The following is a 14,721-nucleotide window of genomic DNA, read 5'->3' as shown; positions in this document are numbered from 1 at the left end:
AATAAGGGAGTAACGCAGTGGCGATTCTTCAAAGCAAAGTAAATGTACGAGACGAAGCTTTCCTTGCAAACCACGAAGCCATGAGCAAAGTGGTTGCCGACCTTAACGAGAAGGCCGAACAAATTCGTCAAGGCGGCGGTAAAAGCTACCAAGAGCGCCATGTTGCGCGCGGTAAGTTATTGGCGCGCGATCGTATTCAGCGCTTAATCGACCCTGGCTCGCCGTTTTTAGAAATCGGTCAGTTCGCTGCTTGGGACGTATACGATGACTACGTACCTGCAGCCGGTGTGGTTGCTGGTATTGGTCGAGTACAAGGCACCGAGTGCATGATTGTTGCGAACGACGCTACGGTGAAAGGCGGAACCTATTATCCGCTGACGGTGAAGAAGCATTTACGTGCACAAGAAATCGCCGAGCGTTGCCACTTGCCCTGTATTTATCTGGTCGATTCTGGTGGTGCCAACCTGCCCCGCCAAGACGATGTATTTCCTGATCGCGATCATTTTGGCAGGATTTTCTTTAACCAAGCCAATATGTCGGCCAAAGGCATTCCACAAATCGCAGTGGTAATGGGTTTATGTACCGCCGGTGGTGCCTATGTTCCTGCCATGGCCGATGAGTCCATTATTGTGAAAGAGCAAGGCACCATTTTCCTCGCTGGCCCGCCATTGGTGAAAGCCGCTACGGGTGAAGAAGTGAGCGCGGAAGAGCTCGGCGGTGCCGACGTACATACCCGCATTTCCGGTGTTGCCGACCACTTCGCTATAAACGACGAGCATGCCTTAGATTTAGCCCGTAAAGCGGTAAGCCGTTTAAACCGAGGTGAGCGTACCAAGCTGGACGAAGCGCCCGTTAAAGCGCCCCGCTATGCTCCGGAAGAAATTTACGGCATTGTTGGTACCGACCTACGCAAACCTTACGATGTACGGGAAGTGATTGCCCGCGTGGTAGACGACTCTGACTTTGACGAGTTTAAACAAAACTACGGCAACACCTTAGTCACTGGTTTTGCGCGCATTCATGGCTTCCCTGTGGGGATTGTCGCCAACAACGGTATTTTGTTCTCCGAGTCGGCGCAAAAAGGTGCGCACTTCATCGAGCTTTGTGCCCAGCGCAAAATTCCTTTGGTGTTCTTGCAGAACATCACGGGCTTTATGGTGGGTAAAAAATACGAAGCTGAAGGTATTGCAAAGCATGGCGCCAAAATGGTTACCGCGGTGAGCTGTGCCAAAGTACCGAAGTTTACCGTGTTAATTGGTGGTAGCTATGGTGCCGGTAATTACGGTATGTGTGGCCGCGCTTACGACCCTACCCTCATGTTCATGTGGCCTAACGCCCGCATTTCGGTGATGGGTGGAGAGCAGGCAGCGGGTGTAATGGCGCAAGTAACCCGCGACGGTAAAGCGCGCAAAGGTGAAGACTGGAGCGCTGAAGATGAAGCTAAATTTAAACAGCCCATTATCGACACTTATGAGCGCCAAGGGCACCCTTATTATGCGTCGGGCCGGTTATGGGACGACGGCATAATTGACCCGAAAGAAACGCGCAACGTGTTGGGTTTGAGCATTGCAGCGGCATTAAATGCACCTATTGAAGAAACACGTTTCGGCGTGTTCCGCATGTAAGGAGGCGTTATGAGCTATGTTGATTTAACTATTGACGCACGCGGTGTCGCGACCTTAACCATGAATCGTCCAGAGGTACACAATGCTTTTGACGACAGCATGATCCGCGAACTCAGAGCCGCACTTGCGCAGGTGCGCATGAAAAATCAGGCTCGAGTGTTGGTATTGCGTTCAGAAGGGAAAAGTTTTTCTGCGGGTGCCGACTTGAACTGGATGCGCTCCATGGCCAGCAAAAACTACCAAGAAAACGTGGAAGACGCGGGTGAGCTGGGTGCGCTCATGTGGGAGCTAGATCAACTGACAGTTCCCACCATCGCGTTGGTGCAAGGCGCTGCTTTTGGCGGTGCCGTTGGTCTTGCCGCCTGTTGTGACCTCGTCGTTGCTACGGAACGGGCGAGTTTTTGTTTGTCGGAAGTAAAAATTGGCTTAATTCCAGCAGTGATCAGCCCCTATGTTGTGCGTGCCATGGGCAACCCTGCAGCGCGTCGTTATATGCTTACAGCAGAGCGTTTCTCCGCCGCCGAAGCGTATCGTTTAGGCTTAGTACACGAGGTGGTAGCAGACGAAAATGCCGCGCAACAGCAAGTGGCAAACTGGTTAGACATCCTGCTGCAAAACAGCCCTGCCGCGGTCGCCGCTGCAAAAAAATTAGTGCATGACGTGACCAATCTCCCTTTGAACCAAGACACCGTTGCCGAAACGGTACGCCGTATTGCAGAAATTCGTGTGTCGCCGGAAGGCCAAGAAGGATTAGGTTCATTTTTAGAAAAGCGCACCCCAAACTGGGTAGCCAGCAAAAGCGAGCAAGGTTCATGATTAATAAAGTATTGATTGCTAACCGTGGCGAAATTGCCTGCCGGATTATTCACACGGCTAAAGAAATGGGTATTAAAACCGTTGCTGTTTATTCCGACGCCGACCGTAATGCCCAGCATGTCTTGCAAGCCGATGAAGCGGTTCATATCGGCGGCTCGGCAAGCGCCGACTCCTATTTGCGTGCTGAGCGTATTATTGAAGCTGCACAGCGCACGGGCGCAGATGCCGTTCACCCGGGCTATGGTTTTTTATCTGAAAACGAAACCTTTGCCGAAGCCCTTGCACACGCAGGACTCATTTTTGTCGGACCGCCAGTTGCAGCCATTCAAGCCATGGGCTCAAAAAGTGCAGCAAAAACCATTATGGAAAAAGCCGGTGTACCTTTGGTGCCTGGCTACCATGGTGACGACCAAAGCGATGCCCTTTTACGCGCTGAAACCGAGAAAATGGGTTACCCCGTGCTGTTAAAAGCAGCCTATGGCGGTGGTGGTAAGGGCATGCGTATTGTGAATAGCGCTGCCGAATTTGATGAAGCCCTCGCCTCGGCTCGCCGTGAAGCAAAAGCGGCTTTTAGCAACGACAAAATGCTGGTGGAAAAATACATTCGCCAACCGCGCCATGTGGAAATTCAAGTGTTCTGCGATCAACACGGCAATGCGCTGTATTTAGCAGAGCGCGACTGTTCGGTTCAACGCCGTCACCAAAAAGTGATTGAAGAAGCGCCGGCGCCAGGGCTTTCAGCTGAAACCCGTAAAGCCATGGGTGAATCGGCAGTTCGTGCAGCGCAAGCAATTGATTATGTAGGTGCAGGCACCGTGGAGTTTCTACTCGACGCGGATGAGAATTTCTACTTTATGGAAATGAACACCCGCTTACAGGTTGAACACCCAGTAACCGAACTGATTACCGGCATCGACTTAGTGGATTGGCAACTGCGCGTAGCTGGTGGTGAAGCATTACCGCTGCAGCAAGACGAAATTGAGCTTGACGGCCACGCCTTTGAAGCTCGCATTTACGCAGAAAATGCCGACGACAACTTTATGCCAAGCACGGGCGTGCTGAAGCATTTAGCGTTCCCGGCTGAATCGCCTTACGTGCGCATCGACACGGGGGTGGTGCAAGGCGACGAGGTAACCACCTATTACGATCCGATGATCGCTAAGCTAATTGTTTGGGACGAAGATCGCGACAGCGCGCTGCGCCGTTTACAGCTCGCCTTGCGTGACACTCATATTGTGGGTGTGACCACCAACACGGACTATTTGCACCGTATTGCCAGTCACCCTGAGTTTAAAAAAGCTAATGTCAGCACTCATTTTATTGAAGAATACCAAAGCGATTTAGCAACACAGCGGCATGAAGCAGAAGTTTTAGACGCGCTTGCAATTGCTGCCGTTGCGTCAGTTCAGCACGACTTAGATGTTACGGACCCTTCGCCTTGGGCAGCCTCGACAGCGCCGGGTTTAAACGGCTGGCAAATGAATTCACCTGCACAGCGTTTTGTAGCCCTCAGAAACGGCGAGGATCTGCATCAGCTAACTCTATCTGCTATGGTGCACTCGGGCTCCGCTAGCTTCATGGTTGAAGAACTGCAACGCGAGGTATCCCTCAATACGGATCAAACTGCTGTGGTTCAAGGCCGTCGCCTTGGCGCACAGACCGTGATTACCGACACTGAGGTAGTGGTGTTTACCGCCGAAGGTCGGTACGCGTTTGAGCGCTTTGACCCGCTTGCGGAACTGGCCCATGAAGAAGAAGCCGGTACTATGACAGCCCCTATGAATGGTACCATTGTTGCGGTCAACGTGGCTGCCGGCGATGCTGTGAAAGAAGGTCAAGCCTTGGTGGTTATGGAAGCCATGAAAATGGAGTACACCATACGCGCGCCTTTTGACGGTACGGTTGAACAAGTATTTTTCCAAGCCGGAGAATTGGTCAGTGACGGTGCCGAGCTGGTGTCTTTGTCTGAACATGACGCCTAAGCGAACTGTAACGAGGTAATGATGAGTCTTCCAAGTCAGGTACGCATTGTTGAAGTGGGCCCACGTGACGGCTTACAAAACGAAAAAGCAGTGTCTACCGAAGCGAAAGTAGCATTGATCAATGCCTTGTCGAAAACAGGTTTGCGCACCATTGAAGCCGGCAGCTTTGTAAGCCCCAAATGGGTGCCGCAAATGGCAGACAGTAGTGAAGTGCTGAGCCAGATTGAACGGGCTCAGGGCGTCACCTACTCAGCGCTCACACCGAACCTCAAAGGTTTCGACTTTGCCCTCGCCGCAAAAGCAGATGAAGTAGCAATTTTTGGCGCGGCCTCTGAAGCGTTCAGCCAAAAGAATATTAACTGCTCCATTGCGGAGTCCATTGAGCGTTTTGCGCCTGTGGTGGAAGCGGCCAAAGCGCAAGGCATTCCCGTGCGCGGTTATGTGTCTTGCGTGTTGGGCTGCCCCTATCAAGGCGAGGTTGACATTGCAGACGTGGTTCGCGTTTCCAAACTTTTGCATGAACTCGGCTGCTATGAAATTTCTCTTGGCGACACTATTGGTACGGGCACACCGCTAAAAGCACAACAAATGCTGAGTGCCGTTGCGGAGCAAATACCCATGGAGCAACTCGCGCTGCACTTTCATAACACCTATGGCCAAGCCCTTGCCAATATAATGGCGTGTTTGCCCTTGGGGGTAAGCGTTCTCGACAGTGCCGTAGCGGGATTAGGCGGCTGCCCTTATGCCAAAGGCGCGAGCGGCAACGTGGCGAGCGAAGACGTTCTGTACATGCTAAACGGTATGGGTATTGAAACAGGGGTTAACCTCAATGCTATGATTGAGGCCGGCCACGCCATTTGCACAGCGCTTGGGCAAAAACCGCGCTCGAACGTAAGCTTAGCCGCGCTCGCTGCCAAAACCGCTGTGTAATTCATTCATTTTTTCAACGTATAAGAATAAGAGCCATGACTGATATGTTAACGCCATTATGGTCACCCAGTGCCGAGCAAATTGCTGCTAGCCGCATGCTAGACTTTATGCACTACGTAAATGTGCAAACCGAAGGAACGCCAGAACAGCAATATAAAGCACTGCATGACTGGTCGGTAGCCAATAAGGAGCAGTTTTGGCTATCGATTTGGCGCTATTTCGACGTTATTGGGCGTATGCCAGAGCATGGCCCTGTACTTTTGCATGGCAACAAAATGCCAGGCGCAGAATGGTTTCCGGGTGCACAGCTTAATTTTGCCGAGAACTTACTGCGCTACCGCGACACCCGCCCTGCCTTAGTGTTTACCAACGAACACCAAGAACGCACCGAAATAACCTACGGCGAACTCTACTTGCAAGTGGCAAAGGTGGCTGAAGCCCTCAAACAAAATGGCGTAGTTGCAGGCGATAGGGTAGCGGGCATGCTACCAAACTGCATTGAAACCATAGTGGCTATGTTAGCAACAACAAGTTTAGGGGCGGTATGGTCGAGCTGCTCGCCAGACTTTGGCGTGCAAGGTGTGCTCGACCGCTTTGGGCAAATTGAACCCAAGGTTTTGTTTACTGTAAACGGCTATTATTACAACGGCAAAACAATTGACATCGGCGATAAAGTTGCGGCCATTCATGCGCAGTTACCAACGGTTGAAACGCTTGTAGTTGTGCCCTTTGCAAGCCTTTCAGTAAGCAATGAAATAACCAATGCCACCTTATGGGCCGATTATTGCGATAACACAGCAACGAATATTACGTTTGTACCACGCCAGTTTAATGATCCGCTCTACATTATGTTTAGCTCTGGCACTACAGGCGTGCCCAAGTGCATTGTGCATGGTATTGGCGGCACCCTACTGCAGCATTTAAAAGAGCACGCGCTGCATACCGACTTGCGCCGCGACGACACCCTTTTTTATTTCACCACCTGCGGTTGGATGATGTGGAATTGGTTAGTGTCTGGGCTTGCATTAGGCGCACGGCTTGCCTTGTTCGACGGCTCGCCCTTTTATCCCAATGAACATGCGATGGCCGACTTAATCGACAAAGAAGACATTACTGTGTTTGGCACCAGTGCGAAATATCTGTCTGCTTTAGAAAAGAGCGGTGCTAAACCGCGTGAAACACATGCGTTAACTACTTTACGCACATTGTTAACAACGGGCTCAGTATTAGCACCGGAAAGTTTCGATTATGTGTACCGCGACATTAAAGCCGACCTGTGTTTAAGCTCTATTTCAGGGGGCACCGACATTGTCAGCTGCTTTGCGCTTGGTAACCCAATTTTGCCGGTGTACCGCGGTCAATTGCAATGCAAAGGATTAGGCCTTGCCGTGAATGTTTACAACGAAAACGGTAATGCTGTAACGGGCGAAAAAGGCGAGTTAGTATGTGAACAAAGCTTCCCTTGCATGCCCACTGGCTTTTGGCACGACAAAAATGGCGAACGCTATTTCAATGCCTATTTCAATCGTTTCCCAAACATTTGGGCTCACGGCGACTATGCTGAGCTTACTGCGCAAGGCGGTGTAATTATTTATGGTCGTTCCGACGCCGTACTAAACCCCGGTGGCGTGCGTATTGGCACGGCTGAAATTTACCGCCAAGTTGAAAAAGTAGACGCTGTGCTGGAAAGTATTGCGGTGGGTCAAAAATGGCAAGACGACGAGCGCGTGGTGCTGTTTGTGCGCTTGCGCGACGGGCTCACCCTTACCGAGGAGTTAACCACCACTATAAAGAAAACCATTCGTGCCAACGCTACACCACGCCACGTGCCCGCAGTTATTGCTCAAGTGAAAGATATTCCGCGCACAATTAGCGGGAAAATTGTAGAATTAGCGGTACGCCAAGTAATTCACGGTGAAACGGTTAAAAATACAGACGCCTTAGCCAACCCAGAGGCGCTTCAATATTTTGCGAATAGAACTGAATTATCAACCTAAGTACGAAGCTTATCGGTTGCTAATAAGGGCTGTTTAGGTAATGATGAAACCTAGCGCAGCCCATAACGATTTGGATTAGAATGCAACAACTTACCCATTATCGACAGGCCATTCTCACCGCATTTTGCGGCGTGCTGCTTACCCTTGCCGTTACCATGGCACTTCGGTATGTCGACAACATGAGTATTCGCAGTAGCTTGCAAGACGAACTCAGTGCATTACAAAGCGAAATTCAACGCGAAGTACAGTCGCACATGTTTGGACTCACCTGGGTGGCTCGACAAACGCAAGCACAGTCACCTTCGTCGGGCATTACGTGGCTTCAAGACGCACAAACCATAGACGCCTACTTTCCTCACTTTCGCTTACTCGCCTGGGTAAACGAGAGCGGCGTTATTGAAGGGGTTTATCCCAACAGTTACAGCAACTCACTGGTCGGCTCTCGACTCTCGGCACATACCGGGGTTAGTGTTGCCGGATTACAACAAGGGCGGCGCTATTTAATTCCCGCCGGAAGCCTTGCTGAACATCCCGCCGACATGTTAATGGTTGTGCCACAACTTGCCCGCGAACCGCGAGGCCACTTTGTCGGTGAGCTCAATGTTCGCCAACTATTGCACGCAACTACCGGAAGTTATCTTTCTGAAGGCTCGCAATTTCAAATTACTCGCTTAAACGACAACCAAGTTATCTTTGAGTTCGCCGGAGAGCACAAACTGCAAAGAACTTGGGCAGCCAAACACGAAATAACAGTATTCGATCAGCAAATGGTACTTGAGCTTTGGCCTTCCACGGCTCGGCTCGGTAACATGCGCAGTAGTTTGCCACTCTTTGTTGTATTTGCCGGCTTTGTGTCTACCGGCCTGCTTACTTTCGTGCTCTATGTGTTGGCAGTGAGCCGTGTACGAGCGCAGGAACTAGCCGACACCAACCTCGACCTATACATAGAAATTGAAGAGCGCGAGCGCGTAGAAAAACGCATGGCTTATTTAGCCGAGCATGACTGGTTAACCGACTTAGCAAACCGAAATGCGCTTATGGAGCATTTAGAGAATGCTTTTAAACGTGCTCGTAATAGCGACCAGAAAGTGGGCGCACTCATGATCGACCTCGACAACTTCAAAGAGGTAAACGACGCGTTAGGCCATACATTGGGCGACGCATTGCTCAAACGGGTAGCAGAGCGCTTAAGCCGATTACAACCAGAGTCGGGCTTATTAGCACGCTTGGGGGGTGACGAATTTGCCATGACCCTCACCGAAATTCATTCCATTTCAGCATTAGAGTCGCTTGCCACGAAAGTGCTCGACACACTCGAGAACCCGTTTGTTATCGACGACTATGAACTTTTTATTAGCGCCAGTATTGGTATTGCCATTAGCCAAACACCAAACGATAAAGCCGAAGATATTATGCGTAATGCAGACACAGCGCTTTATCGTGCCAAAGACCGGGGCCGTGCAACTTTTCATGTATACAGCCATGTATTACACGACGAACTTAACGACCGCTTAGAGTTGGTTAAACGGCTTCGCGCGGCTATCGACAACGCGCAATTAAGTGTGTACTACCAACCCAAGGTCGACATGACCAGCCGTCGCATTATAGGTTTAGAAGCGTTGGTGCGTTGGATCGATACCGACGGCACGGTTATAGGCCCAGATCGTTTTATTCCGCTTGCCGAAGACACCGGCCTCATTATTCCTATTTCAGACTTTGTGCTTCGTGAGGCTTGCCAACAGCTCAAAATTTGGCATAACGCCGGTTTTACCGACTTACAAATGTCGGTAAACCTCTCAGGCAAACAGTTACAGCAACCCGACCTCATTCAATTTATTTTGTCTGTTATTGAAGAAACGGGTATTCCAAACAATATGCTTGAGTTGGAACTCACTGAGCAGGTTTTTATTGAGAATATTAAGTCGCATACTAACTTTATGCATGCCGTGCGCGAACATGGCATGACACTCGCTATAGACGATTTTGGTGTTGGCTATTCGTCACTGTCGTATTTAAAACATTTCCCCGTTACAGCGCTTAAGGTGGATCGATCCTTTGTACGCGATTTGCCGGAAGACAAAGACGACGCCACCATTACACAAACCATTATAAACTTAGCAAATAGCCTAGAAATTGGTCTTGTCGCTGAAGGTGTGGAAACCGAAGCTCAAGTCGACTTTTTAGTTGAGCGCGGTTGTACCATTGGCCAAGGTTATTTATTTAGCCGCCCTATTCCCGCCAACGAAATGACCCAATTACTGCAACGCTATGAATGCTTGGTTCCAATTCAAATAGATTAATACCCTCGAAGGAGTTTTCAATGCAACGCGAAAGTATGGAGTTTGACGTTCTTATAGTTGGTGCGGGGCCTGCGGGGCTCAGTGCAGCCTGTCGGTTAGCGCAATTGTCGCAAGAGCAGAATAAAGACTTACAAATTTGCGTTATTGAAAAAGGTTCTGAAGTTGGCGCACATATTTTGTCTGGCGCGGTACTTGAGCCACGTGCATTGAACGAGCTCTTTCCCGACTGGAAAGAACGCGGCGCGCCACTCAATACCCCAGTTTCCGGCGACGACATTTATATGTTCAAAAATGCAACTAGCGGGCGCAAACTGCCCAACTTTATGGTGCCAAAAACCTTCCACAACAAGGGTAACTATATTGTTAGCATGGGCAATGTTTGTCGTTGGTTAGCCGAGCAAGCTGAGCAACTCGGAGTAGAAATTTTTCCGGGCTTCTCCGCAGCAGAAGTATTATACGGCGACAGTGGCGCTGTTGAAGGCGTAGTTACGGGTGACATGGGTGTAGCTGCAAATGGGGAACAAAAAGACAGTTATATGCCAGGTATGGAGCTGCGTGCACGCTATACAGTGTTTGCTGAGGGCTGCCGTGGTCATTTAGGTAAAGAGCTGATCGAACGCTTTAACCTAAATGAAGGGCGTAGCCCCCAGCATTATGCCATTGGTTTCAAAGAAATATGGGACATTCCTGCTGAGCAGCATCAAGAGGGCTTAGTATTCCACAGTGCCGGTTGGCCACTTGAGGGCCATGCATCCGGCGGTGGGTATTTATACCATGCCGAAAACAACCAAGTATTCGTAGGCTTAATTGTTGATTTAAACTACACCAATCCGCACGTAAACCCATTTGCTGAATTTCAACGCTACAAACACCACCCTGCAATACAAAAGGTTTTAAAGGGCGGCAAGCGCGTTAGCTATGGTGCACGGGCAATTGCCAAAGGCGGTTTATTTTCATTGCCGAAAATGACGATGCCTGGCGCATTATTAGCCGGCTGCGAAGCAGGAACACTGAATTTTAGCAAAATAAAAGGCAACCATACCGCCATGAAAAGTGGAATGCTCGTTGCTGAAACTGTCTTTGAAGCGTTGGCTGCGGAGCAGTCTCACACCGACCTCACAGCACATCAACAGCGTTTTGAGTCGTCTTGGCTATTCGACGACTTGTACCGCTCACGCAATTTTGGTGCGGCCGTGCACAAGTTTGGTATGTGGCTAGGCGGCGCATACAATACTCTCGATCAGAACTGGTTTGGAGGCAAGCTCCCCTTTACGCTAAAAGACACCCGTGCCGACCATGAGGGCATGGAGTTAGCATCGAGCGCTACACAAATTGACTATCCAAAGCCCGACAACATTCTCAGTTTTGATCGGAATTCATCTGTTTATTTGTCGAATACTAACCATGAAGAAGACCAACCCTGCCACCTGCAATTAGCGAATAAAGACATTCCAATACAGGTGAATTTAGAAAAATATGCAGAGCCCGCTCAGCGTTATTGCCCCGCCGGTGTTTATGAAGTTGTAACTTCCAACAGCGGCGAAGCTCGTTTTCAAATTAACGCGCAAAACTGTATTCACTGTAAAACGTGCGACATTAAAGATCCGAGCCAAAACATTCGCTGGGTAACACCAGAAGGTACCGGCGGACCCAATTATCCAAACATGTAAGAGCAGTGTTCTAGGGCAACAGCCAGAAGCAAAGAGAGATGTAAGTTACTAATGGAGCCCAGCTTTAATACTGGGCTCTATTTGGTTTCACATGCTGGAGTTAGTGCATCATTCTTTCTGTAATTTCGCCTGAGCTAGAAAAGGTGCAGGTCAAAGTTTATCCTTTTGATTTACCGACCAAAGTGAATTGAAAGAGGAAGCACAAATAACAAAAGCCCTGCATGAAAGCAAAGCTTTATTGATTTTTTATTTCAGAGAGGCAGAGCTTGTGGAAGGTGGGACCAGAGGCAATTTTCGAAATAATGGTTTTATAACAACACTCCAAAATTATAATAAAGTCAGGTTGTTTAAAAACAGTTCATCACTCCATTTATTTGTTCTACACTATATCTGTTTGCAATTTAACTTTTAAGAGCAATTACTCAAGGGCCTAATATGAAAAACTTTACCGATATTCTTACCCACGCTCGTAGGCTAAACGCTGCAACTAAATCATTAAGTGTTGCTGAATTAAAAGAGGTGGCAATTAAGTTAGATGGAGTGATTAGCCAAAGAGAACAAGACGAAGCAGAGCTTGCTCAACAACAGGCAGCTAAGCGCGCGGAGGCTGAGCGTTTACGCAGAGAGATTGATGCTGCAGGCTTAGATTTAGCCGATATTTTTGGCGACGTTGCACCGGTAGGAAATCCTAAAGTGAAACGCAAACGCGCACCCAAACCTCCTAAATATGAATACACGGACGAAAATGGTGAACTTAAAACATGGACAGGCCAAGGAAGAACACCAAAACCGATCCAAGATGCGATAAATGCGGGCGGTAATAAAAACGACTTTCTAATTAAATAAAGTTGTTTTTACCTTATGCATTCCATTATTCCAATTGGCTATATCGAATCGCCCTATCGTCAAAAGTTTGCGATTCCGCGTCAACCCGGTTTAGTGAAGAGTGCACGAGGTGCAATACGCTTAGAAAATGAGTTTGCACACCCGGACTGTACCCGAGGACTAGAGGAATTTTCTCACTTATGGGTACAGTTTATTTTCCATGAAACACAGGCTCACGGGTGGAAGCCTTTAGTTCGTCCACCTCGCCTCGGTGGAAATGCAAAGCGCGGCGTGTTTGCCACGCGTTCCACTTTTAGACCAAACGCTATCGGCTTATCGGTGGTTGAAATTATTGGCATACGGCATGAAAAACGAAAAACGTGGATCGACATCTGTGGTCTTGATTTACTCGACCAAACGCCTGTAATAGACATCAAACCGTATCTGCCCTATTCCGACGCACACATTAGCGCCAACGCAGGCTTTGCAGACCAAAGCCCTCATGCGGATATAGCAGTTCAGTTTACTGCGGCGGCCGAACAATTTATTGCGAGCCAACGTCAATACCCTGAACTCAAACAACTCATTGTCGATGTGTTAGCACAAGATCCAAGGCCGGCTTACCACAGGACCGCAAACGCTCCGAGCGCGGCAAACCGAGTTTATGGAATTCATTTATATGAATTTAATATTAAATGGATTTTTAACGACCGTGGTATTGAAGTATTAGCATTGGATTAAATCCTTTGTACCCTTCGCCTTGCCTGTTAGAATTAGTCCTCCGTTATATTTTATTCCTTATCAGTGGCACGAGAGAACAACATGCGCACCAGTCAGTACTTGCTTAGCACTTTAAAAGAAACCCCAGCAGACGCAGAAGTTATTAGTCACCAACTCATGTTGCGTGCCGGCATGGTTCGTAAAGTGGCTTCGGGACTTTACACGTGGACCCCAACAGGGCTTAAAGTATTACGCAAAGTGGAACAAGTAGTACGTGAAGAAATGAATGCCGCTGGAGCAGTGGAAATACTCATGCCCATGGTTCAGCCCGCCGATTTATGGCAAGAGTCTGCCCGTTGGGAGGCATACGGCCCCGAATTGTTGCGTTTAAAAGACCGCCACGCGCGTGACTTTGTGCTTGGCCCTACCCACGAAGAAGTAATTAGTGAGCTCGTGCGTAAAGAGGTGAATAGCTACAAGCAACTTCCACTGAATTTATACCAAATACAAACTAAATTCCGCGACGAAATACGCCCTCGCTTTGGGGTAATGCGTTCGCGCGAGTTTATTATGAAAGACGCTTACTCATTTCATACCTCGATGGAATGCTTAGAGAGCACCTACAATAAAATGCATGAAGCCTACAGCCGTATTTTCACCCGCTTAGGCCTCGATTTCCGTCCTGTAATTGCCGACACAGGCTCCATTGGTGGCAGTGTGTCACACGAGTTCCACGTGTTAGCAAGCTCTGGTGAAGACGACATTGCATTTAGCACCGACTCGGATTACGCGGCAAACGTAGAGCTGGCCGAAGCCATAACACCACTGGTTTCAGCACCCGCTGCAACACAAGCAATGGAAAAAGTAGCAACGCCAACGGCAAAAACGATAGCAGCACTTGTTGAACAACATGGGGTCGACATTCAGTCAACAGTGAAAACGCTTATTGTTCATGGCGAGGAAGACGACAAAGGTCACTACTCATTAGTGGCGCTTATTGTGCGTGGTGACCACGAATTGAACGAAATTAAAGCAGCAAAAGTAACCGGTATCGCCAGCCCCTTGGTCTTTGCGACTGAAGAAGAAATTCGTAACGCAATTGGTGCGGGCCCGGGTTCTTTGGGGCCTGTGAATCTGCCTATTCGAACGGTTGTAGACCGGAGTGTAGCGGTAATGTCGGATTTTGTCGCTGGAGCGAACCAAGATGGTTTTCATTATTTCGGTATTAACTGGGGCCGCGATCTCGAATTACCTGAAGTAGCAGACTTACGGAATGTGGTAGTAGGTGACCCTAGCCCCTGTGGCAACGGCACCTTACAAATTGCTCGCGGTATTGAAGTGGGCCATATTTTTCAACTGGGTACAAAATACAGCGACGCAATGAAAGTAGGTGTGCTGAACGAACAAGGTAAACATGAGAACCTGATTATGGGGTGTTACGGCGTGGGTGTTTCGCGCATTGTGGCGGCAGCAATTGAACAAAATCACGACGCCAACGGCATTATTTGGCCAGACGCTATGGCTCCGTTTCAAGTTTGTGTTTTGCCCATGAATATGCACAAGTCTGCGCGTGTACAGGAGGTTGCTGAAAAGCTCTATGCCGAACTGACCGCCGCCGGCTTTGACGTTATTTTCGACGACCGTAAAGAGCGCCCCGGCGTAATGTTTGCCGATATGGAACTTATTGGCGTACCACACACTATTGTTATTGGCGAACGAAATCTCGACGAGCAAGCCGTGGAGTATAAATCACGCCGTAGTGACGATAAAACAAAGGTTGCCATAAGCGACGTTATTAAGTTTTTACAAAACTGCTAGGCGCGCATCACACCCAGACAAGGCGCGGCACCGCCGCG

Annotated in this window: 10 protein-coding genes; all 10 read left to right on the top strand. The window is 49.1% G+C overall.

The genetic code is table 11. The annotated features are described in order from the left end of the window. Positions 1-17: 17 nt before the first annotated feature. The 10 genes from DQW12_RS08665 to DQW12_RS08620 all read left to right on the top strand — a co-directional run bounded on the left by DQW12_RS08665 (position 18) and on the right by DQW12_RS08620 (position 14,683). A complete protein-coding gene (locus DQW12_RS08665; RefSeq protein ID WP_113907462.1) occupies positions 18-1,625 on the top strand; it encodes a carboxyl transferase domain-containing protein in 1,608 nt (535 codons plus the stop codon). 9 nt (positions 1,626-1,634) lie between these two features. Then, complete coding sequence (locus DQW12_RS08660) at positions 1,635-2,441, top strand: enoyl-CoA hydratase-related protein (protein WP_113907461.1); 807 nt, start codon at positions 1,635-1,637, stop codon at positions 2,439-2,441. Continuing rightward, positions 2,438-4,423 (top strand): acetyl/propionyl/methylcrotonyl-CoA carboxylase subunit alpha, encoded by a 1,986-nt coding sequence (locus DQW12_RS08655; RefSeq protein ID WP_113907460.1) that lies wholly within the window; start codon positions 2,438-2,440, stop codon positions 4,421-4,423. The genes DQW12_RS08660 and DQW12_RS08655 overlap by 4 nt, the downstream gene beginning before the upstream one ends. A 21-nt stretch (positions 4,424-4,444) precedes the next feature. Further along, positions 4,445-5,353, top strand: coding sequence for a hydroxymethylglutaryl-CoA lyase (locus DQW12_RS08650; RefSeq protein ID WP_113907459.1), 909 nt, complete (start codon positions 4,445-4,447; stop codon positions 5,351-5,353). Positions 5,354-5,388: 35 nt separating this feature from the next. Then, positions 5,389-7,350, top strand: a complete 1,962-nt coding sequence (locus tag DQW12_RS08645; protein WP_198683933.1) for an acetoacetate--CoA ligase — start codon at positions 5,389-5,391, stop codon at positions 7,348-7,350. Positions 7,351-7,430: 80 nt separating this feature from the next. Beyond that, the gene (locus DQW12_RS08640) at positions 7,431-9,650 is read left to right on the top strand and encodes a putative bifunctional diguanylate cyclase/phosphodiesterase (protein WP_113907458.1); all 2,220 of its coding nucleotides are present in this window, start codon (positions 7,431-7,433) and stop codon (positions 9,648-9,650) included. Further along, entirely contained in the window at positions 9,623-11,320 is a 1,698-nt protein-coding gene (locus DQW12_RS08635) for an electron transfer flavoprotein-ubiquinone oxidoreductase (RefSeq protein WP_113907457.1), read from the top strand. Before DQW12_RS08640 ends, DQW12_RS08635 begins: the two co-directional genes overlap by 28 nt. Before the next feature lie 435 nt (positions 11,321-11,755). Further along, positions 11,756-12,166 (top strand): H-NS family histone-like protein, encoded by a 411-nt coding sequence (locus DQW12_RS08630; protein WP_113907456.1) that lies wholly within the window; start codon positions 11,756-11,758, stop codon positions 12,164-12,166. A gap of 15 nt (positions 12,167-12,181) precedes the next feature. Then, a complete protein-coding gene (gene tsaA, locus DQW12_RS08625) occupies positions 12,182-12,886 on the top strand; it encodes a tRNA (N6-threonylcarbamoyladenosine(37)-N6)-methyltransferase TrmO (RefSeq protein ID WP_113907455.1) in 705 nt (234 codons plus the stop codon). Positions 12,887-12,967: 81 nt separating this feature from the next. Then, positions 12,968-14,683 (top strand): proline--tRNA ligase, encoded by a 1,716-nt coding sequence (locus tag DQW12_RS08620; RefSeq protein ID WP_113907454.1) that lies wholly within the window; start codon positions 12,968-12,970, stop codon positions 14,681-14,683. The last annotated feature ends 38 nt before the right edge of the window (positions 14,684-14,721 follow it).

This window comes from Aliidiomarina celeris, from assembly GCF_003316875.1.
Taxonomy (GTDB): Bacteria; Pseudomonadota; Gammaproteobacteria; order Enterobacterales; family Alteromonadaceae; genus Aliidiomarina; species Aliidiomarina celeris.
This window is presented reverse-complemented; position numbering and strand designations above follow the sequence as displayed.